At 60.9% G+C, this 20701-nt stretch carries 16 protein-coding genes; 1 reads left to right on the forward strand and 15 read right to left on the reverse strand.

The features are described 5' to 3' along the window. Window positions 1–163: 163 nt before the first annotated feature. The 15 genes from CS919_RS04230 to serS all read right to left on the reverse strand — a co-directional run bounded on the left by CS919_RS04230 (window position 164) and on the right by serS (window position 19553). Entirely contained in the window at window positions 164–2020 is a 1857-nt protein-coding gene (locus CS919_RS04230; protein ID WP_099298237.1) for a FadD32-like long-chain-fatty-acid--AMP ligase, read from the reverse strand. Between the two features lie 163 nt (window positions 2021–2183). Beyond that, on the reverse strand, window positions 2184–3116 hold the full coding sequence (locus CS919_RS04235; protein ID WP_099298238.1) for a cutinase family protein: 933 nt from the start codon (window positions 3114–3116) through the stop codon (window positions 2184–2186). A 52-nt stretch (window positions 3117–3168) separates the two neighbouring features. After that, the gene (locus CS919_RS04240; protein WP_143341750.1) at window positions 3169–3774 is read right to left on the reverse strand and encodes a DUF732 domain-containing protein; all 606 of its coding nucleotides are present in this window, start codon (window positions 3772–3774) and stop codon (window positions 3169–3171) included. 134 nt (window positions 3775–3908) lie between these two features. After that, entirely contained in the window at window positions 3909–5906 is a 1998-nt protein-coding gene (locus CS919_RS04245; RefSeq protein WP_099298240.1) for an alpha/beta hydrolase-fold protein, read from the reverse strand. A 448-nt stretch (window positions 5907–6354) separates the two neighbouring features. Beyond that, the gene (locus tag CS919_RS04250) at window positions 6355–7380 is read right to left on the reverse strand and encodes an alpha/beta hydrolase (RefSeq protein ID WP_099298241.1); all 1026 of its coding nucleotides are present in this window, start codon (window positions 7378–7380) and stop codon (window positions 6355–6357) included. A gap of 161 nt (window positions 7381–7541) precedes the next feature. Further along, the gene (locus tag CS919_RS04255) at window positions 7542–8567 is read right to left on the reverse strand and encodes a decaprenyl-phosphate phosphoribosyltransferase (protein WP_099298242.1); all 1026 of its coding nucleotides are present in this window, start codon (window positions 8565–8567) and stop codon (window positions 7542–7544) included. Between the two features lie 8 nt (window positions 8568–8575). Beyond that, window positions 8576–9109 (reverse strand): phosphatase PAP2 family protein, encoded by a 534-nt coding sequence (locus tag CS919_RS04260; RefSeq protein WP_099298302.1) that lies wholly within the window; start codon window positions 9107–9109, stop codon window positions 8576–8578. 135 nt (window positions 9110–9244) lie between these two features. Further along, the gene (locus tag CS919_RS04265; protein ID WP_099298243.1) at window positions 9245–11308 is read right to left on the reverse strand and encodes a glycosyltransferase; all 2064 of its coding nucleotides are present in this window, start codon (window positions 11306–11308) and stop codon (window positions 9245–9247) included. Between the two features lie 129 nt (window positions 11309–11437). Continuing rightward, window positions 11438–13495: an arabinofuranosyltransferase AftB family protein gene (locus tag CS919_RS04270; protein ID WP_143341751.1), complete on the reverse strand. Its 2058-nt coding sequence runs from the start codon at window positions 13493–13495 to the stop codon at window positions 11438–11440. A 110-nt stretch (window positions 13496–13605) separates the two neighbouring features. Further along, window positions 13606–14454 (reverse strand): GDSL-type esterase/lipase family protein, encoded by an 849-nt coding sequence (locus CS919_RS04280; protein WP_099298246.1) that lies wholly within the window; start codon window positions 14452–14454, stop codon window positions 13606–13608. 248 nt (window positions 14455–14702) lie between these two features. After that, on the reverse strand, window positions 14703–15872 hold the full coding sequence (glf, locus tag CS919_RS04285; protein WP_099298247.1) for a UDP-galactopyranose mutase: 1170 nt from the start codon (window positions 15870–15872) through the stop codon (window positions 14703–14705). Between the two features lie 83 nt (window positions 15873–15955). Further along, window positions 15956–16384 carry a TIGR02611 family protein gene (locus CS919_RS04290; protein WP_306345842.1) on the reverse strand — a complete coding sequence of 143 codons (429 nt, stop codon included), beginning with the start codon at window positions 16382–16384 and terminating at the stop codon, window positions 15956–15958. Between the two features lie 69 nt (window positions 16385–16453). Continuing rightward, window positions 16454–17326 carry an HAD family hydrolase gene (locus tag CS919_RS04295; RefSeq protein WP_099298249.1) on the reverse strand — a complete coding sequence of 291 codons (873 nt, stop codon included), beginning with the start codon at window positions 17324–17326 and terminating at the stop codon, window positions 16454–16456. After that, a complete protein-coding gene (locus CS919_RS04300; protein ID WP_234990801.1) occupies window positions 17323–18252 on the reverse strand; it encodes a lysophospholipid acyltransferase family protein in 930 nt (309 codons plus the stop codon). Before CS919_RS04300 ends, CS919_RS04295 begins: the two co-directional genes overlap by 4 nt. Before the next feature lie 26 nt (window positions 18253–18278). Beyond that, window positions 18279–19553: a serine--tRNA ligase gene (gene serS, locus CS919_RS04305; protein WP_099298250.1), complete on the reverse strand. Its 1275-nt coding sequence runs from the start codon at window positions 19551–19553 to the stop codon at window positions 18279–18281. A 124-nt stretch (window positions 19554–19677) separates the two neighbouring features. Here serS and CS919_RS04310 point away from each other — a divergent pair, with 124 nt between their 5' ends. Continuing rightward, window positions 19678–20700: a septum formation family protein gene (locus CS919_RS04310; RefSeq protein ID WP_234990802.1), complete on the forward strand. Its 1023-nt coding sequence runs from the start codon at window positions 19678–19680 to the stop codon at window positions 20698–20700. The last annotated feature ends 1 nt before the right edge of the window (window position 20701 follow it).

Here is a 20701-nt window from a genome sequence, read left to right on the forward strand (position 1 = left end):
GGGTCGTCGATCTTATTTTTGGGTGTCGGGATCAGAACGCCCCGCTGACGAGGCTCAAAAGATCTCATGATCGCTGGTGTGCGAGCCGTGTCTTTCAGGCCACAGGGAAACTATCGTTTTTTAGCGGTTGCCACGCTACATCGTAGTGCGCAGCGAGACAGCTTTAGTTGAACACACCCTCGTTGTAAGCCTTCGCGGCCACGCGGCGGGCAATCTTGTGTGCCGAGGAGCGGGGAATTTCTCCAACGCCAATGATGCGCACATCAGCTGGCTGCACGCCGTGCTTCTTCGTGACGGCGGCGCGCACGGCATCGATGGCCTGTGCGTCCCCGGACTCGTCGGCCTCCGGATCGCGCTCGGCGATGATCACCAGGCCTTCGACATCGTCGGTGCTGATGGAGAACGCAGCCAGCACGCCCGGCGCGATCTGCTTAGTGGCCTCTTCCGCCGTGGCCTCGATGTCCTGCGGGTAGTGGTTGCGGCCGGCCACGATGATGAGGTCCTTGAGGCGGCCGGTAATGAACACGTTCTCGTCCACAATCACGGCGAGGTCACCGGTGCGCATCCAGTTATCTTCTGGGGCTCCATACGCGCGGGAGTTTTCCGCCAGTCGCTTGCCCTTCGGCAGCTCATTACGGAAGGTCTCCTTGGTTTCCTCTTCGCGGTTCAGGTAGCCAGCAGCCATGTTATCGCCGTGCACCCAGATTTCACCGACGTTGCCATCTTCCAGCTCCTGGCCGGTTTCCGTGTCCACAATGGCCAAAACCTGCGGTGCACACACCTGGCCCACGGACATCAGTGGCACTGCGTTTTCTCCGTCTGCTTCCACGATCTCCGCAGTACCAGCTGCCAGCGCATCGCGGCCCAACCAGCGGGTGACAGGGCGCTCGCCAATGTGCGGAGTGGTCACCAAGAGAGTGGCCTCTGCTAGGCCGTAAGAAGGGCGCATTGCCTCGCGCTTGAGGCCGTAGTTGCCGAACAGTTCCATGAACTTATCCACGGCTGCCTTGGATACGGGCTCGGAGCCGTTGATCACACCGTCTACGCGGCTGAGATCCAGGTCCTTGAGCTCCGCGACATCCTCCGGATTGGCGTAACGTGCTGCCAGCTCCATGGCGAAGTTAGGCACCACGGTGTAAAGGTTTTCCTCATCATTGCGCTTGCTCATCTGGCGCACCCAACGCGCTGGGTCTTGGATGAAATCGCGAGGGCTCATCAGCTCAAATGGAACTCCCAGCAGCACCACGAAAGCCGCCAAGATGATGCCCATGTCATGGTGCAGCGGCAACCACGTGGCCAAGCGCATCGGAGACTGCAGGTTGACCGCAGAGAAGATCTGCAGCACGTTGGTCACGATGGACTTGTGGGTCAGGATCACGCCGGCTGGGGTACGAGTAGATCCGGAGGTGTACTGCAGGAAAGCCTCGTCCGAGGACTTTGGCGCTAGGGACGGATCCGCCATGATCGCCATCATCGGGTTCACCCACTCGTCAGCCAGGGAATCCGGCAGCGCATCCACGGTCAGCACGCGAGGGCGCTCTGCCGCTGGGGTGGACGCGAAGTGCTTGCGCACAGCGGCCGCGGACTGCTTGTTGGTGAGTACCACGGTGGGCTCGGAGGAACCCAGCACCGCGCTCAGGTGGCCGGTGTGGCCCGGCTCGTTCGGATCGTACAGCGGGACTGGCACCATCTTGGCGTACATGGCGCCCAGGAACGCATAGAGGTACTCCGGTGAGTTGTTGGCCAGAATGGCCACGCGGTCCCCCGGCTGCGCCACCTGCTGCAGGCGCACGCACACGGCCTTGATGCGGGTGTTGACCTGCGCACGAGTGATCTCATGGACCTGACCCTCACGGGACTGGCTGAAGTCCCAGTAGCGAATCAGAGTCTCTTCCGTGGCGCCTTCCATCTGCGCCATGGTGTAGAGCATCTCGCACATGCCGGACAGCGTCAGCTGCTCCGGCACGTTGATCTTGCCTTGCTCGTCGAAGAACTGGGACATTGCCGCATTGATATCCATACTGGAACTTCCTGCTAGTAGGTGGGTAAAACGGAGTGCTTGTCAGTGGTGCTTGGGGTGTCACCTCGTGGTGCATCCGGACGAGGGTTTACCCCATCCGAATGCGTTCACGCTTCTAGTTAGTTAGTAGATCACAACTACTGGCCGAGTTCGACCATTCCGGCTAGCCAGCCGTGACGATTCCTCGCGCCCAATCCACAATCCACTGCGGAACCGTCTGCTCCGGAATCACGTTCGGGTTGGAGGCATAGAGCGCGTGCGCCGCGTTATCGCCCACCAGCTCGCGGGCTCGCTGCAGCGCATTTCCGAAGTCGCGTGGCGAATCGCAGATCATGTCCCCCGGCGCGCAGAAGTTGTTCACTCGGTCGCTCAGCTCGCCGAAGCCATCCGGGCGCGGGCCGCGCATCGTCGCCCCGGGAACAATCGGCTGGACCAAGCCATTGACGATGTTGAGGGAAATCTCCGCACCCACGCCGGTGTTTTTGGTGTTGCCAATGAAATTGCCCTTGTCACGCTCGAATCTGCCGTCGGCAATCAAAGCAACACCGGCCACGGAAGACGCCGGAACAGGCCCGCGACCGTTTCCGATCTCAGCGGCCATGTCACCGGAAAGCACTGCACCCTGGCTGAAGCCGGAGATGATGAACTTGGTGGCAGGGCACGCCTCGTGGGTCGCGCGCAGCTCGGCGGCCATGCGGTCAAAGCCTTCGCGGCGAGAATCGTCGTAGGACATCTCCTGCATCGCGTTGACATTGCGGAATTCCGCGGTGTACGGCAGCGTCCACACCTTGACCTGGTCTTCCGGCAGCTGCTCCTTCAACGGGTTGGTCACGGAGAGCATCAGCGAGCGCGGGTTGGCCGTGGGATCCATCGGGTCATCCGTGGCGCTGGATTCCCAGGTTCCGGGCGCGGAGATGAACTCGTAGGCCGAACATCCGGGTGGGTTTTGCGCCTCGGTTTCTTCCGTGCCGCCGTTGGGCGCACCGGGGATGGGGTTGTTCGGTCCGTTGTTGTTGGAGTTCATCCATTGTCCGACGCCAACAACGATGGCCAGCAAAATGATGATCACAGCGATCACTGTGAGGAGCTTACGCATGATGGGTGATTGTCCTTAGTCCCGGTTGTGGCCGGGGTGAATCGGATGTGATCTAGCTGCAGTACGCGGAGTCTGCGGCATCCACGATGACCTTTTCGATCTCCTGCGGATCCTTGTCTACGATGCCCTGGGTCTGTAGCTGCCCTGCTGCCAGCGCGGTGAAGACGTCTGGGCGGTCTTCTGCCTTAGCCGTGCAGTAGCCGCGGCCTGCGGCAATGAGCTGGTCTTCCACGCCGCCTGGATCGGAGGCACCGTCCACCTTGGAGAGGTCGATGTCATTATTCTTCAGCTCTTCGAGGTACTTCTGGTCCTCTTCGCTGCGGCCCGTGCCTGCGGGGACTTGGTCCACTTCTTCCGCACCGGAGTCATTGGCATCCGGGGCGGAGTTACCCGCTTCGGGAGCTGGAGCAGCGGCACTGGAGGAGGACTCTGGAGCGTCAGATTCTGGGGAGGCGCTGGAGCTCACGCTGGGCACGCCGGTGTTGGTAGCCTGCTCGGAGTTGTCCACGGTGGAATCATCACCGCAGGCGGCGGTGGCAGCCAGCAAGACAGGGGTGGTCACAGCCACGAGTGCCAGCCGCCAGGAACGGCGCGACCGGGGTGCGGACACCGAGTCATTGCAAGTGGATGGTGCGGTGGACTGTCGGACAGTATTCACGTGCTCTCCCGAGGAATCTTTGGAGGGATTGGAGTAAAAACCAAGCGCCAGCTTCCCTGGGTGAAAAGAAGCTGACGCTCGGGGTCATGCAAGCCTGTCGCGCTTCAGTTCAGACGCGCCAGCGGTGGTGACTACTAGTTGAGGGTCTTCTGAACCTTGCCGTTGACCTCGCGGATCACGCCGTGTTGGAACTTGACCTCGTTGCCACCGGCAGGGATTGCGGTCTGGTCGGAGATTGGGAAGCCGTACTTGCCCCGCTCCCAGTCTTCCTGCGCCCATGCATCGCGGATCTTTCCGTTGTAGATCACGTGCGCGCCGGTAGTTGGGCTCCAGTAGATGGCGCCGCCGGTGAAGTTGGAGAACTTTCCGCCCTTCGCATCGAGCTCGCCGGAGGTTGGCACGCCTAGTGGGGAGTTCAGTCCGCCCAGTTCGGTGTACTTCTTGGCGATCTCGCCCTGGACGTAGTTGCCCTTGCCATCGGTTCCCACGGCGATGACACCGTTCTGGAACTTCTGCTGCACACCCTTGCCAGCGATTGGCTCGTCCTGGGCGATTGGGTAGCCCAGCTTGCCGCCTTCCCAGCCAGCCGGTCCCCAAACAGCCATGATGTCCTTGCTGACTGCGTACGCACCGGTGTTGGCGTTCCAGTAGATGTTGCCGTTTTCAAACCTCACGAAGTAGCCGTTGCGGCCTGGAACCTGAATTTCCTCAGATAGTGGGTAACCCAGCCAGGAGGTCGGTCCGCCCATCTCGGAGTAACGGGCACCGATGCGACCCCACAGGTAGTGAGCACCGGTGGCCTGAGACCAGTACGCGCGTCCGCCGCGGAAGTCCTGGATCTTGCCGCCGCGTGGGCCGTTGTACTCGTTGGAGGTACATGCGCCCAGCTGCGGTACCTTTCTCAGACCAGCGCCAATAGCACCCTTCGCTGAACATTCGGTGCCGCGGTCTTCCTGTGGCACACCCAGGGCATTGGCCATGTGTGGCCACGCCTGGGTCATTTCGAACTGCCAGTATGGCCAAGAGTGGGTACCGGATGGCCGGAATGCCGAGGTAACGTTAACGTTCTTCTGCTTGGCGTAGCGCAGGAAGGTCTCGGTGGTCATTCGGGACATGACCTCCAAGCCCATGCCGGCGTAGTTGTCAGGCATGCCAGGCAGCGGGCCGGGACGGTCGAATGGTCCTGCGTTGCCGTTTCCGGAGGAGACGTAGACGGACATGTCCTTCAGATTTTCGACGCCTAGCTTTGGATCGTGATCAATCCATCCCTGGGAGCCGTAGGGGCCCCACATCTTCCGGGCATCGTAGCCACCAGCATCCAGGGTAGCTGCACCGATTCCCTGCGGCATGCCGTAGGAGGTGGTGTCTAGGTAGCCGGAGAAGGATCCCACGAAGTTAAACATGCTTGGGTGGCGCTCGGCGAGGTTCATCGCGGCGGTTCCGCCCATGGACAGACCGACCACTGCACGCTTGTCAGTGGAGCGCCATCCTTCGCGCAGCACGGCTGGCAGTTCTTTGGTCAGGAAGGTCTCCCACTTGTAGTGCTTGCCCTTGTCTGGCTGCTGCCAGTCGGAGTAGAAAGAGGACTCGCCGCCGACTGGCATGACGACGTTGACGTTCTTGTCTGCATAGTACGAGGCGATGTTGGTCTCTAGGGTCCAACCGGACTCGTCATCGCGGGCGCGCAGGCCGTCCAACGCCCATACGGATGGGTAGGTTTTGCTTGGGTTGGAGTACCAGTCGCGAGCCAGGAGGATCTGCACCTTGATTGGCTCGCCAGGCATGGCTGCGGAGTTGATGAAGACGTTTGCCCAGCGGTCGGTGATCCACTCCACGCGGTCCACGGACACGCCCTCTGGCAGGCCGTCGAGAACCTGCTCGGTGACGTCAATTGGGGTGCGATCTGGGATGGAGTCCGGCTTGAGGTAGTCAGTGTCAAAGCCTGGGCCCAGGTTTCTACTCAGGCCCTGGGCCTGAGCGGAAGGTAGTACCGGCTGGCCGCCGACTGCTGGAAGCAGAGGCAGGGCCAGTGCAGCGACGACGGGCAGGGCCAGTGCGGCTACCGGCTTGCGGCGGCCATTACGCATCCCAGCGGTGCGGGTGCGGCGGGAAAGGATCGCGGCAAAGCGCATGTTCGGACTTCCTTCTGAGCGTCAGTTTTACAAGCGTTAAAACGTGATGAATATATGAAATCGTTACATAAAGCCGGCGAGTGCGCTGGTTGGATCGCGTGAAAAGTTTTGCGCACAACCAGTCATGCCCAGCAGTAACTAACGATTCGCTGCCACCGGAACAGGTTCCCCGCCTGCTCCGACTACAACTCTCGGCGTGTAACGCTAGCCATTATGGCAAGCAAACGTACTTTTGTTGGCGCAACACACCGTAAACCTCAAGGTTAAGTTTAAGGTTAGTCTAGCAAAGCGCTTTGTGGGGTCAAACATTAGGGAATGTTTCTCACAGTTAGTTAACAACCCTACTCCCCAACCTCCCTACAGCTACGGAAAATGCCGACTAACCATGTGGTTAGTCGGCATTTTGTTGAGGTCTACGGATCTCTACCCTGAGACCCAGATCCGAAGACTAGAGGGCGCCCAGGGTTCTATTAATCATTGGGCGAGCCTTGGAAAGCTCATCGCTCCAATAGCGCCAGGAGTGAATACCCACGGTAGGGTAGCTCACCACAGGGTTAGCGCCACCAGCGCGCACCGCCAGCTCAAACTTGGCGGTAGAGGTGCGGGACAGCCACTCCAACAGCACGCCGGAGGTCACACCAATAGGGTCAGCCAAGATGTTCTCCCGGGGGCCGGTGACGCCGGCAGCAGAAGAGATGTACATCGGCATACCGGCGAATCGGCCGGATGCCGCCTGAATGGTTGGGTCATTGCGCCAGCGCAGTGGGTCCAGCGGGCCGCCCCACATGTTCCAGATCTGCGCGCCCGGGCCGGCGGAATCCAGCATTGCCGCCTGGATGCCCAGGTACATGCCTGGCCAGGTGGGGTTCAGGTAGCCGGACATTGAGGTGACGTGCTTGAACTGGTTTCGGTGGTAGCCAGCCAGGTTCATGGCAGCGGTGCCGCCCATAGACAGACCAACGATGCCGTTGTTGGTGCGCGAGACGCCGAAGTTCTGCTGCAGGTATCCCGGTAGTTCGCGAGTCAGGAAGGTCTCCCAACGAGGCTTGCTTGGACCATTGGTGCCGTTCCACGGACCAATCCAGTCCGCGTAGAACTGAGCCTGTCCACCTACTGGCATGACGAGGGTCACGTTATCGTCCACGAACTTTCGCGGGGCTCCGCCGTCCCACGTCCACGCGTTCCAGTCATCGCGGGCGCGCAGTCCATCCAGCAGGTAGAGACCAGCATTGCCGCCACCTGCGGCAGCCTGGATCTGCACGTCAATACGCTCTCCCATGGCAGGGGACCACACGCTGCAGTTCTGCACGTAGAACTTGTAGTCACTCCATGAACAGCCCGAACGCAGCAGGCCGCGATTGTCAGCGGAGGCAGCCGGAGCGGACACCACAGCCATTCCCAGCGCAGTCGCTAAAGCGAGCAGCAGGGACACCAGCTTTTTGGGTGCTCCAAGCTTTCTAGACGAAGTAGTCATATGATCTTCTCTCTACACATCAATGAACGGCTTAGTACGTTACCAAAAAGTTACCTAATCAACTAGTTGCTAAGAAAGACATAAGAAACCGCCTCCGGAGAATCCGAAGACGGCGCAGGTCACAACTTAAAAACAACCTCTAAGAAAAGGTCACGTGTTGGTTAATTTAGGGCAGGCACCACGTAGACAGCGATGGCGATCGTAGCCAGCCATGCCACAGCGAGAATCTGCAGGGTGCGGTCAGACAGTGCGATCTCGTCCGGCGCACCGCCTTCTCCACGGTCCACGTCCGCCGCGTAGCGAAGGATCGCCACGGTAAACGGAACCATGGACACCTGGTACCACACCGCCGCTGCCCCATCGACGGTCTGCGAAAGATCAAAGCCCCACAGCGCATAACACAGCACCACGGAAGTCGCGGACAGCGTCCACACGAAGCGCAGGTAGGTCGGTGTATAGCTTTCGAGGGACTTGCGGATCTTGGCACCGGAACGCAGCGAGAGCTTCAGTTCCGCGTACCGCTTACCCGCCGCCATGAACAGCGAGCCGAACGCTGCGACCAACAAGAACCACTGGGAAAGCTCAATGTCCGCGGCCACGCCACCAGCCATCGCACGCAACATGAAACCAGAGCTGACCAGAGCAATATCGATCACCGGCTGGTGCTTCCAACCGAAGCAATAACCCAGCTGCAGCGCAATATACACGCTCACCACGATCGCCAGTCCAGCACCAGAGCTAGCCAAGAAGCTGCCGCCGATGGCCACCAGGATCAGCGCCACCGCCATCGTGTAGGCCAGCCCCACAGGCAGCACACCTGCGGCGATCGGGCGGAAACGCTTGGTGGGGTGCGCGCGGTCGGCTTCCACATCACGCGCGTCATTGACCAAGTAGATCGAACTTGCTGCAAAGCAGAAAGCCACGAATGCGATGACCACGTCCAGTACAACGCGCGTGGAGAACAACGCCTCGCCACCAGCGGCCAACGGAGCGGCGACCACCAAGACGTTCTTCACCCACTGCTTGGGGCGAAGTGCCTTGATCATTCCGTCCAGCAGATTCTTCGGCGCCTGCGGCCCCTTGGCATCCGTGCCAACGCTCGTGTTCCGGTTGGCTTCCAAGCCAGAGGTGTGAGGCTCAGAGCCCAAAAACGACTCTGCCTTCGGCTCACTGGTGCTTTCGCTCACCGTTTCTCCTAGTTGTTGAGGTTCGGTTGTTGTGGTTCGTCGTTGTTGACCATCATGCGGCGCGTGGCCTTTGAAGTAGCCCAGCCGATCACACTGCCCACCGCAACGTCCGAGGGGTAGTGTACGCCCAGCACCAGTCGGGACAGCGCCATGACTGGCACGCCCACGAGTGGAGCGGGGTTTCCGGTGATATCGGAAAGCGAGACCAGCGCCGCGGTAGAGCTAGTGGCATGGGATGAAGGGAAGCTCAGCTTAGAAGGCGTTGCCACACCGATCTGCACGCCACGGGCATGTGGCCGAGGGCGGCGCACCACACGCTTGAGAAGCACCGAAGCCGCGTGTGCAGAGAAGGCAGAAACACCCATCGCCAGCCATTCCTGCTTCTTGGCCTCCTCCTTTTCTGTCACCCAGCCCAGTCCGCTCAGGGCAAACCAGCCCAAGGCGTGCTCGCCGAAGTGGCTGAGGCCTCGTGCGGCAGGCAGTACGCCGGGCTTGGTGCCCAGTGCTCGCTGCAACTCCATCAGAATGCGGGTCTCCCCCATAGGGTCGCCCTTAACGGCGGGCAGCGCCGCGGCGGCGCGCACTGCCACGGATGGAAGCTGACGGAACTGCTTCGGAACATCGGTGTGACTACTCACGGTACGGGTCTTCTCTCCTCTTTCTGCTCGCGCTGACTTTCAGGCTTCTGGCTCGAAGATCTGCTTCCACGCTTCGCGGCTGGTCAGCTCCGCATGAGCGGCTTGGTAGCGCTCACGCATCTCGTCGAAACGATCCATTACCTGCTTCTGCAGCGCCGCAGATTCCTTGGCCAAAGCCAGCATCTGTCCGCGATCGCGCTTGCGGAATACCACGCCCTTGCCATCAGCGGTGGTGACAGTTGCGCCGTCAATGCGAGACAAGCTGAACCACCGGGCCTCTATCGGTGGCAGGTTCACCTGCGGCACCTCGTGGTGACGAGCCTCAGCTGGGCGCGTATTGTTCAGCAAGCCCTGCGCCAAAGTCTTGACCTTGGACACTGGGGTGACGGGGATATTCAGCAAACCAGCTGGTCCGCCCGAAGGGGCAGGCAAATCGGAGGCGGAACGGATCACCGTGGCGTCGGAAAAATTCTTGCGCAACGTGTTGATGCGAGGAAGCGCGGTTTCCAAGATTCCGAAAAGGTTCTCCGGGCCAGCGAGGAAGTCCTTCATCGCCTCGTTCTGGATGGCTACGGTGGAGTATTCCAAGCACAGCAGGTGCTTGGCGGTGGCCTTCGCCATGGAGATGACTAGGCCACGGGGGTTATCGTGCCCCTGCATGGCGGCCACGATCAGGCGGTTGCGCAGGTGGAAGTACGCCTGCCAATCGATGGCGTCGTCCTTGTCAGACCAAGCCATGTGCCAGATCGCGATGCCAGGCCACGAGGCGGTGGGGAATCCGGCATCCTTGGCGCGCAGACCGAACTCGCCGTCGTCCCACTTGATGAACAGCGGCAAAGGCTGGCCGATCGTATCCGCGACCACGCGCGGGATCATGCACATCCACCAGCCGTTGTAGTCCACGTCAATGCGACGGTGCAGGTCACGGGAGTTCGTCTCGCCGATGACGTTGCCCTTGGCATCGCGCTCAGGATTGCTGCGTCCACGGTCGCGCAAGGGGTGCTTGTAGAAATCGTGGTCGTAGTGCGTGTGCGGTGCGGCGGTCCACATGAAGGATCCGCGGTCGATGACCTCACCCATGGTGTGCAGGTGGGAACGTTCCTGCAGGTTGAGCATCTGTCCACCGATGAGCATCGGGGACTTCGCGTAGCGGGCGGCGGCTAGGGAGCGCAGCACGGAGTCTGGCTCGATGGCAATGTCATCGTCCATGTAGAGGATGAATGGGCTCTTGGTACCGCGGGTTTTGTGGCGTGCTTCGTACATGATGCGCGAGTAGCCGCCGGAGCCGCCGAGGTTGCCCTGCTCGACGATGCGCAGACGATCGCCGAAGTGCTGCTCCATGTCAGGGAATCCCGGTTGATCGGCGGGGTGCTGATTGCCCTGGTCCGGCATGATCAGCGCCTCGATCACCGCGTCCACTTCCGGGTCGCTGGCCAACGCCTCGAGTGCGGCGACGGCATCCGTGGGACGGTTGAAGGTGGGGATGCCCACCGTGACCTGTGGTGCTGCGGCGGGCAGCACGTCACCGGCGGCGTAGGTTGTGGTTTCTCCTGTTTCGACGTCAACAACGGTCGCCTCGGACTTCAGAACCTGGCCTTCGGCCTCCTTGGTGGCGTACCAACCAGCGGAGTGGATGACGGTTTCCGTCTCACAGGTGATGTCGAACCAAATCCATCCGCCATCCTCGAACTGGTCCAGGGGGATGACGAAGGTGGCTTGGCCACGTCCGGACTCGTCTGTTTCCACGATTCCGCCGGTCACAGCGATGCGGGAACCATCGATCTTGGAGCGGTACAGGTCGATGCGAGCATCGCCAGTGAGGTCTACTCGCAGTTCCACCTCGGTCAGCTGCGACCAGCGGCGCCAGTAGCTAGCGGGGAAAGCATTGAAGTACGTCTCGAAGGAGACCTCGATGCCAGCAGGGATGACTGCCTCGGTGCGGGACAGTGCGGTGACTCGGCCGGGTACGGCCTCGTTTTCCACGATGTAAAGCGAACGCACGTCATACGGTTCGCCACGCTTAGGCAAGATGATGCGGCCCAGGCGGGTGGTATCGATCGCAGCGGATGCTTTGTGTGCAGTTCCTAGGGTGGAATCAGACATGTGAGGAGCGCTGACCTTTGCGAGTAGACAATAGAACAGTCTCGATTATCCCCCATGCGCCCCAGGATGGCTTTGTTCGCCACACCCCTTGACGCGATCACGCTGGTCGCACGCAGGCGACCCGATCAATTACTTGTGGTCGGCCTGCGGCCACACAATCTGGGCATCCGGAATAGGTTGCACCCCCTCGTAATCGTCCAGGTCGTCAGAGATTTTCAGCGTCCGCGACGTGGTCAGAGAGTACTTGAGGTTGTCCCAAAACCGGTGCGCACTCATCGGCTCGCGGTAGACGTGGAATAGTTCCACGAAGTCTTCGGTGTAGAGGATCGACCGGATCTCAGTGACTTCTTCCCCATCGATGTAGCTCGGCAGGAAGGGCATATACACGCTGGAATCAGCCATCTGCCACTCCAGCGGCAGATACTTATCGTGACCGGGGCGCCCATTTTCAATCTGTGGCATGCGTGCGGCCAACGGATTGGCCAGGCCCATCGGGTCCACCACGCGGGTATCCAACGGTGCCATCATGCCCGTCATGCCCAGGTTCAAAAAGCTCACCGTCATGGGGTGATATTGCAGGTCTTCAAATCCCTGAACCGGCCCCGGAATCACGGGCTGATCTGCAGGGTTTAAGCCCACGGCGCCCACCAGAATCCAGTCATCTTCACCGTTCGGCCCCACGTTGCCCACGGACAACAGCGCTCCGGAGCACTGCCGGGCCTCAGGGGATGCGGGATCGCCTTCACGCTGCTCCGCACACTCCTCGTTCGCCTCGGCGTAGCCATTCATCAAGGCCATGTCCATGTAATCGGAGGCGTACAAGGGCGGCTGCTCCATCGAGTTCTTCGTGGTGTACATCCAATAAGTGCGCTCGTCCACCACATGCAAATCATTCATGCCTTCAACCCCTGCCGAGGAATACGTCACGGGATGATTGATCGCAAAGATGGCCCACCCGAGGCAGAACAGAAAACCAGCCCCCACCAGCACCGGTTGGATCACCATGCTAGTTCCGCGCAGGTCCACCCACGGCACCACGGACAGTGGCAACAGGATCGCGAACAGCGGAATGAGCAACATACGGCCGTGCATGAAGTCTCCACCCACGCGGATCACGTAGGTGAAATGGAGCAGCGCACACACCACCAGAATGGCGATCGCCGTGGCTGGACGCTGGAGGCGGGGAGGCGAGGGGAGACTGGCGTCGGAAAAAACAACCGGCTGGGTACGCAGACCGAACCAGACCAATGCGACGGTGACCAACGCCAACACACCGAACGCCCACCACAGGCCATAAGGATTGACGAAGTTGCCCACATAATCCCAGCCGCGTCCCCACAGGGCCTCGTTGGCGGACTTCGCCACCGCGGTCTGCGGCACGATCGCCCCGTAGTAACCCATGCGGAAAATCTGATACGCCAGAGGAGCGGGCAGAGCCACGGCCAGGATCACCGCGCGCTGCGCCCACGAACGGGCCGCGATGAGGATGATCAGCCCGGTGATTCCGCCATACAAGGCGAGCTCGGGGCGAACCAACCAGCTCACGCCGGCCCAGAATGCGAGGCCGTAGATTGCTCGGGGCTTTTGCGCGCTCACCTTCGCGTGCCTGCTCAAAGGTGCTGCTTGGTAGCTAGCGGGCGCGCCTTCCCGTACCCACAGCGCCAACAGCAACCACAGCACGGACAGCCAAAAAATGGACAGTCCCCACTCCAAGCCGGACGTCGCAAAATCACGGGCGGCGGGGATGGCCAGGTAGACCACCATGCCCAGCGGAACAAAAATCAGACTGCGGGAACGGTAGAGCAAGCCCGTGGCCAGCACCCCAATGAGCACCGCAAGGCCCGTCAGGATCAGGGCCATCCACAGGGAAACCGTCTCCAAGCGTCCGCCGGTCATTTCGGCTAACAGATAAATGGAGTACTGCCAGAGCATGGAGGTGTTGGTCTCCACGCGCTCGCCCGCGTTGAACACCGGACCGTTGCCCGCCTGCAGGTTGCGGACGGTGCGCAGGACGATCAATCCGTCATCGCTGATCCACCGGCGCTGCCACCCCGCAATCAGCGCAATGATCAGCAGAGGCACAGCCCACGCCACCGTGGTGAGCATGGTGAGATTCTTCGGCTGCTTCGCCGACCTCGCACGCGGAGAGGCCTTTGGAGAGGAAGGGTTTCCCTCAATCACAGTCATTACTTGGCTGGCCTTACTGACCCAGGAGCACGGCGCGTGGATCGCGCCCACTCACGAAAAAGAAGGAACCGTAGTTGGGCTCCCCGACAAAACGTAGTTGTTCAGACTACTTACAGATTGCGAGCGAGAACCTCTGCAACGCCGCGGTTGCCCTCGTGAGTCAAGTGAGTAGTGATGTTGTACGGCTTAGAGGAGTTATCGATCACTCCGGCAACCCATCGCTGGTCACGCGGCGCACACGAACCGTGGCCGCGAGTAGCAGCCTCGAGGTTGAGCCAGTTGCCGCCAACGGCGCGCGCAGCCTGGCGCTGCCAATCATGTGCCGCAGCCAGTGCGCTGTTCAGCGGAGGAATCACCATTGGGGGCTGATTCACACCATTCCAGTGCACCCAGCAGGAGTTACCAGCGCGATCGATAATCTCCGGGTAACCCAGCATGGTGATCTTCGCGTTGGGCGCAGCGGCGCGGACACGATCCATCTGGCGACGAACTTCCTTGACGTACTCATCGCGCTGCACGTCGTAGAGGTTCGGAGCCTTCCACGTGTCATTGATGCCAATCTGCACCATGACGTTGCGGGTTCCTGCATTCAGCTTGCCCTGGGACAAGGCCTGGTTGACCTGGGTCACCAGACGCTTCTCGCCGGACAGTGGCGCGAAGGCAGCCGCACCGGTGCAGGCGAAGTCCTCCACCTTGATGCCGGTCTGCGCCTGCAGCTCGGAAGCAATGCGCTTGGCGCCGCGAGGGCAACGTCCTTCCGTAGCTACGTTGGGGGTCACCTTGCCGGGGCCCTGCATGACCTCAGCGATGTTGAACGCTGGATTAGCGATCAGGGAATCGCCAAAAAGGACAATGTTGGTGGGAGCAGCCTGAGCAGCCGGGGCGAGTGCCACAAAGCTGAACACTGCCACCAACGCGGCAACGAGCTTGGCGGGCAGGCCAATGCGCTGTGAATGCATGGATAGATCTCCGATCAGAAAACGTCATGTGTGCCGGTGGTCTGCGCACCGGCTCGTTGAGCCACAACGTACCGCAGGCGATGTCCTCTTCACATGCCATGCCGGCTGTGGGCACCGTTTCTTAGATCGATTCAGCGCCGCACAATGTTATGTCTGCAGTTCTTCAAATCTTAACCCCAGGACACTGGTTTTCTCGACCGAACCAAAAATCGCCCGCGCACAGCGCAGGCGATCACAAGCGGCAGAGCTTAAAGCAACTCGTCCAGCTTGTTATCGAACATACTCAGCGCGGAGCCGATGGCCATGTGCATGTCCAGGTACTGGTAGGTGCCCAAGCGTCCGCCGAAGAACACCTTGCTTTGGTTGGTCTCCTGGTCGGCCAGCTCGCGGTAGGCCAGCAGCTTCTCGCGGTCATCCGGAGTGTTGATTGGGTAGTACGGCTCGTCTTCGTTTTCCGCGAAGCGGCTGAACTCCTTCATGATGACCGTCTTGTCCGCGGGGTATTTGTCCTCGCGCTCCGGGTGGAAGTGACGGAACTCGTGGATACGGGTGTACGGGAACTCGGCATCGTTGTAGTTCATCACCGGGGTGCCCTGGAAATCGCCGGTATCCAGCACTTCCATGTCAAAGTCCAGTGTGCGCCAGCCCAGGCGGCCTTCGGAGTAGTCGAAGTAACGGTCCAGTGGGCCGGTGTAGACCACGGGAGCATCTGGGGATTCCGCACGCAGTTCGTCGCGCACCTCAAACCAGTCAGTGTCCAGGCGAACCTCAATGTTTTCGTGCTTGGCCATGTTTTCCAGCCACGCGGTGTAACCCTCGACAGGCAGGCCCTCGTAGGTGTCATTGAAGTAGCGGTTGTTGAAGGTGTAACGCACGGGCAGGCGGGAAATATTCGACGCCGGCAGTTCCTTCGGATCCGTTTGCCACTGCTTGGCGGTGTAATCGCGGACGAACGCTTCGTAGAGCGGGCGGCCGATCAGGGAGATGCCCTTTTCTTCCAGATTCTGCGCATCATCTGGGTTCAGGCCATCGGTCTGCTCCTTGATCAGCTGGCGTGCCTCATCTGGGCTGTAATACTTGCCAAAGAACTGGTTGATCAGGCCCAGTCCCATGGGGAACTGGTAGGCCGTTCCCTTGTGCATCGCGAAGACGCGGTGCTGGTAATCAGTGAAATCGGTGAACTGATTGACGTAGTCCCACACTCGCTTGTTGGAGGTGTGGAACAGGTGGGCGCCGTACTTGTGAACTTCGATACCCGTCTGTGGCTCTGCTTCGGAATAAGCGTTGCCACCGATGTGGGGGCGCCTTTCCACGATCAGAACGCGCGCCCCCTTCTTGCTTGCCGCTTGCTCTGCCACGGTGAGGCCAAAAAAGCCGCTTCCCACGACGATCAGGTCATACTTGCCGTTTTCGCTCATGCGGACAGACTACCGCCCAGAAACACATTCGCACGGTGCCGACACAGCCGCGGTTGCTCTTCAGTGGATGCTGTTCACCACAGTTATGCCCAGGGCAGCTTGTCCACCCACGGCTGCAGGGCGGGCTTGGCCCAGTCCAGCATTCCCCACTGCCACATCACCCAAAAAATGCAGGCGAAGACTACCCAGATCAGCATCACCAGCAGGACGATGCCCAGGATGCGCACGCCGCGGGATTGCCGTTTCCACCATGCCTCGAAGCGGTCATATTGCCGGATCCCCCACCGCAGCAGCCGGTTGGGCCACTCCAGTTCCAAAGACAAAATGCCAATGCCCACAAAGACGGTGAACCAGCCCGGGCCGGGGAAAGGAATGGTGACCAGCCCCACTATCACCACGAGCCAGCCGATAATCAGCGTTACAGGGCGCACCGCCCACCCGTACTTGCGGTCTTTCATCCGCGCGTGGTGACGGTGGATCTGATCCACCTTGCGCGTGACTGCCTCGCCCATTTTTGACACGGTGTTGAATCTACTCCCCGAACTCCGCTGCCCGGATCATTCCCGCTGGAAGCACGCCTGTTAGAACCACCGCGCCAGCACCGCAGCCACACCATCGTCGTTGTTACTCGCCGTCACCAAATCCGCGGCCGCTTTCACGTCGTCGTGCGCATTGCCCATCGCCACGGCGGTGCCAGCCCATCCCAGCATCTCCAGGTCATTGGGCATATCTCCAAACGCGATGGTCTCCGTGGCCTGCACGCCCAGTCGCTCGGCGATCCACTCCAGCGAGGTGCGCTTGGACACGCCCGGCGCGCTGATCTCCACCAGGCCGCCGCCCCAGCTAAACGTCGCGTGCACTTCCCGCGGATCCAGCCGCGGTGCCACGGCGTCAAAGAGCTCTTGGGAGCTGACGTTTTCATTGCGTACCAGCAGCTTGACCGCCGGTTGGGCGATGAGGTCTTCGGTGCTGAGCACCTTGTGCTCGTCCGAGAGCCACGCGTGATCGTAGCCCTCGGTCACGCAGAACAGCTCGTCCGCGCGGTCAAAAGCGCTGGTCCCGGCACGTTCCACCGCAAACCCTGCACCGTGCAACGCAGTGCCTTCCGCGCCCGCGGTCAGCCGCTGAATCACCGTGCGCAGCGTGGCGGAATCCAGTTCCATCGCCCGGACAATCTCGTCCTTGGCGCTGTCGTAAACCACCGCGCCGTTAGCGCACACGCACAGAGGCTGCACCGGAAGTTGCTCAATCACGGGCAGCACCCAGCGCGCGGGCCTACCGGTGGCCAGGGTAAACACGGTTCCTTGTTCGGCCATGCGCCCCACCACCTCGCGCATGTGGGGGCTGACTCTTTCTCGCCTGTCCAGCAGCGTGCCGTCCAGGTCAGAGACCACGAACAACGGCGCCGGCACCAGCTCTAACGCTGCATGCAAGGTGCGCAGCTGCCGCCTCATTTGCGCAGTTTCTTGATCCATCGCGTCACAGGCGCCAACACCTTATTAATGCCCGTGGGCTGAGGTTGTTGTTCTTCTTTTCGACGCCCACTCGCAGCCGCTTCAGCTTCTGCCCGCTGCTTCTTACGATTCTCGTGATCCTGGCGATCCTGGATGGTGGCTTCCTCCAAGGTGGGAGCCGAGCCTCCTAGAACACTGGGCACCCAGAACTCGCCCTCCGGCATGGGGCCGAAGCGCTTGACGTATTCCTCACGGGCTTCTTCCAGCAGGCTCTGCATAGCTGCGCGCAGACGTTCGGTGGTCTCGACGCTGTCGTCGGAAATAGGAACCGACTTGCCAACAACCATCACCAGCTTGGCGTCCTTGGGGAACCAGGTGGGCTTGTGGCCCTTGGTCCAAATGCGCTGGGAACCCCAGATGATCATCGGGATCAGCGGAACCTCAGCTTCTTCAGCGATGACAGCAGCACCTTGGCGCAGTTCCTTGATTTCGAAGGAGCGGGAAATGGTGGCCTCAGGGAAGATGCCCACCAGCTCACCACCGCGCAAGCGGCGAACCGCCTCTTTCACGGACGCTGCGCCATCAGCACGGTCCACAGGAATGTGGCGCATGGCGCTCATCAGCGGGCCGGCCACGGGAGAGTCCCAGATTTCCTTCTTCGCCATGAAGCGCACCAGGCGGCCACCGTTGAAGTGAGCCGGGATGGGACCGTAGACGAAGTCCCAGTAGCCGGTGTGGTTGACGGCGAGAATCGCGCCGCCTTCCCGCGGTAGGTTCTCCGGGTTCTTCAAAAAGATCTGCAGCCGCTGGCCGAAGCGCATCCACAGCTTGGCCAGCGGAATGATGGTGCGCCCGTAGATGGGCTCTTTGCTTTCTGGGTGCCCAGAAGACGGGGTGAAGCCCTCGGCGAAATCGAATGTAGCCACGTTGCGATGCTCCCTAGTTGGTGGGCTTATTTCTTGGGGTAAAGAATATCTTTGCCCACAAACGGATGTAGCGCTTCGGGGACCACCACGGATCCGTCTGCCTGCTGGTTGTTCTCCAGAATGGCGACCAACCAGCGGGTAGTGGCCAGCGTGCCGTTAAGGGTAGCCACGGTCTGTGCCTTGCCCGCCTCGTCCCGGTAGCGGGTCTTGAGACGGCGTCCCTGGAACGTGGTGCAGTTCGAAGTGGAGGTCAGCTCGCGGTAGGTGTTCTGGGTAGGCACCCATGCCTCAGTATCGAACTTGCGGGCAGCGGACGAGCCGAGGTCTCCACCTGCCACGTCGATCACGCGATACGGAACCTGTACGGCTTCCAGCATCTCCTTTTCCATCGCCAGCAGCTGCTGGTGCTGTTCGCGAGCCTCTTCGGGCTTGCAGTAAACAAACATTTCCAGCTTGTCGAACTGGTGGACGCGGATGATGCCGCGGGTGTCCTTGCCGTAGGAGCCGGCTTCCCGACGGAAACAGGACGACCATCCCGCGTAGCGCATAGCACCTTCGGAAAGGTCGATGATCTCATCTGAGTGGTAACCGGCTAGGGCAACCTCCGAGGTACCTACGAGGTACAGATCGTCCTGCTCGAGGTGGTAGATCTCGTCTGCGTGCGCGCCCAAGAAGCCGGTTCCGGCCATGATCTCTGGACGTACCAGCACGGGTGGGATCATCAACGTGAACCCTGCCTTGGCTGCCTTCTGCGCAGCCAACTGCAGCATGCCCAGTTGCAGCAGAGCGCCGTCGCCGGTGAGGAAGTAGAAGCGGGCGCCGGAGACCTTGGTGCCGCGCTTCATATCGATCAGACCCAGGGATTCGCCGAGCTCCAGGTGATCCTTGGGCTCGAAGTCGAACTCACGGGGGGTGCCCACGTGCTCGAGGACAACGAAGTCATCCTCGCCGCCGGCGGGAGCGCCGTCCTCCACCACGTTGGACAGCTTCATTTGGAAGTCGTGGACATCCTGCTCGGCGGCGGCCAGCACGGCCTCCAGCTCCTTGACGCGCTCAGCCTTGGCCTTGCCTTCTTCGCGTAGGCGCTGTTTGTCCTCGTCAGAGGCCGTGCGCATCTGCTGGCCCATCTCCTTGCTGAAGGATTTCTGCTCGGAGCGAGCAGCATCAGCAGCGGCAATGGCATCGCGGCGGCGCACGTCTGCCTCGAGTAGTTGATCCACCAGCCCCTCGTCTTCTCCGCGGGTGCGCTGAGAGGCGCGGACCAAGTCAGGGTTGTCACGCAGGAACTTAAGATCGATCATGTCCCATAGCTTAGCTATAGTGGTCGCACTAGACGCACTTACTCCACAGTTGGTGGGGCTGCCCCACTGGGTGTTGAATGAAACATCAAAGTAAGAGTGATTCCCCGACCGGAAGTGGATTCCTGTGAGCATCAGCCAGCCGACATGGAAGCGACGTTCGCGCGCCGCCACCGTTATTCTCGTGTCTGCGCTCTGCGGCGGCGTAGGCGCAGCGGCCTACGGATCGATGGCTCCCGAGGGCTCCACCCCATTGGCCACCACGCCCACCTCTGAACCCGCAGAAGCGGAACTGGCAGCCTTCACCGATGCGGACACGGGTTCGTGCTTGAACTGGCGACCAGGCGAAAATGGCTCCAACTCTGACTTCACCACCGTGGGATGCGCCGAGCAGCACCGCTTTGAGATCAGCGCGCGCGAGGATCTCTCCCAGTACCCCACCAGTGAGTTCGACGAAGACGCTGAGCACCCCAGCCTCGAACGCCAGCAACAATTGACCGAAGAGCTCTGCGTGGGCCCCACCCTCGACTACTTGAACGGCAAGCTGGATCCAGAGGGCCGTTACACGATCTCCCCCATCCTGCCTCCGGCCAGCGCTTGGGCAGAGGGCGACCGCACCATGTTGTGCGGAGTCATGGTGCAGGATGCGCAGGGTCGTTCCACGGAAACCGTCGGCCTGGCTGCAGAATCCGACCAGGCCCGCGCCTTCCCCGCCGATACCTGTGTGCAGGTCATCAACGATTCTCCTGTGGAAGTCCCCTGTAACGAGGATCACTCCTGGCAGGTCACGGATGTTGTCAATCTGGGCGAGGACTTCCCGCAGGACTGGCCAGATATCGGCAAGCAAAACGAGTACCTCAACCAGCGGTGTACCGAGGCAGCTCGCAACTACTTGGGCGGCGATGACGCGCTGTACAACTCCACCTTGACCCCGTTTTGGACCACCATCCAATCCCAGTCTTGGGCCGCAGGTTCCCGCACCGTCAACTGTGCGCTGACGTTCGGCCGCCCGGACGGCGGATTCGCCAACTTGAATGGTGACGTACGCCAAGGGTTCACCATCGACGGCAACCCACCGGCCAAGCAGCCTCCGCGCAACCCGCTGCGCAATAACGCCGCGGCTGCCTCCCCTGCCCCAGCTGCGCCCTAAG

It is taken from the genome of Corynebacterium dentalis, from assembly GCF_900232865.1.
GTDB classification, from domain to species: domain Bacteria; phylum Actinomycetota; class Actinomycetes; order Mycobacteriales; family Mycobacteriaceae; genus Corynebacterium; species Corynebacterium dentalis.

Coding starts and splice junctions, on each gene's coding strand:
- CS919_RS04230 (WP_099298237.1), bottom strand. CDS start 2,020: ATGGATATCAATGCGGCAATGTCCCAGTTCTTCGACGAGCAAGGCAAG.
- CS919_RS04235 (WP_099298238.1), bottom strand. CDS start 3,116: ATGCGTAAGCTCCTCACAGTGATCGCTGTGATCATCATTTTGCTGGCC.
- CS919_RS04245 (WP_099298240.1), bottom strand. CDS start 5,906: ATGCGCTTTGCCGCGATCCTTTCCCGCCGCACCCGCACCGCTGGGATG.
- CS919_RS04250 (WP_099298241.1), bottom strand. CDS start 7,380: ATGACTACTTCGTCTAGAAAGCTTGGAGCACCCAAAAAGCTGGTGTCC.
- CS919_RS04260 (WP_099298302.1), bottom strand. CDS start 9,109: ATGGGGGAGACCCGCATTCTGATGGAGTTGCAGCGAGCACTGGGCACC.
- CS919_RS04265 (WP_099298243.1), bottom strand. CDS start 11,308: ATGTCTGATTCCACCCTAGGAACTGCACACAAAGCATCCGCTGCGATC.
- CS919_RS04270 (WP_143341751.1), bottom strand. CDS start 13,495: ATGACTGTGATTGAGGGAAACCCTTCCTCTCCAAAGGCCTCTCCGCGT.
- CS919_RS04280 (WP_099298246.1), bottom strand. CDS start 14,454: ATGCATTCACAGCGCATTGGCCTGCCCGCCAAGCTCGTTGCCGCGTTG.
- glf (WP_099298247.1), bottom strand. CDS start 15,872: ATGAGCGAAAACGGCAAGTATGACCTGATCGTCGTGGGAAGCGGCTTT.
- CS919_RS04290 (WP_306345842.1), bottom strand. CDS start 16,384: ATGGGCGAGGCAGTCACGCGCAAGGTGGATCAGATCCACCGTCACCAC.
- CS919_RS04295 (WP_099298249.1), bottom strand. CDS start 17,326: ATGAGGCGGCAGCTGCGCACCTTGCATGCAGCGTTAGAGCTGGTGCCG.
- serS (WP_099298250.1), bottom strand. CDS start 19,553: ATGATCGATCTTAAGTTCCTGCGTGACAACCCTGACTTGGTCCGCGCC.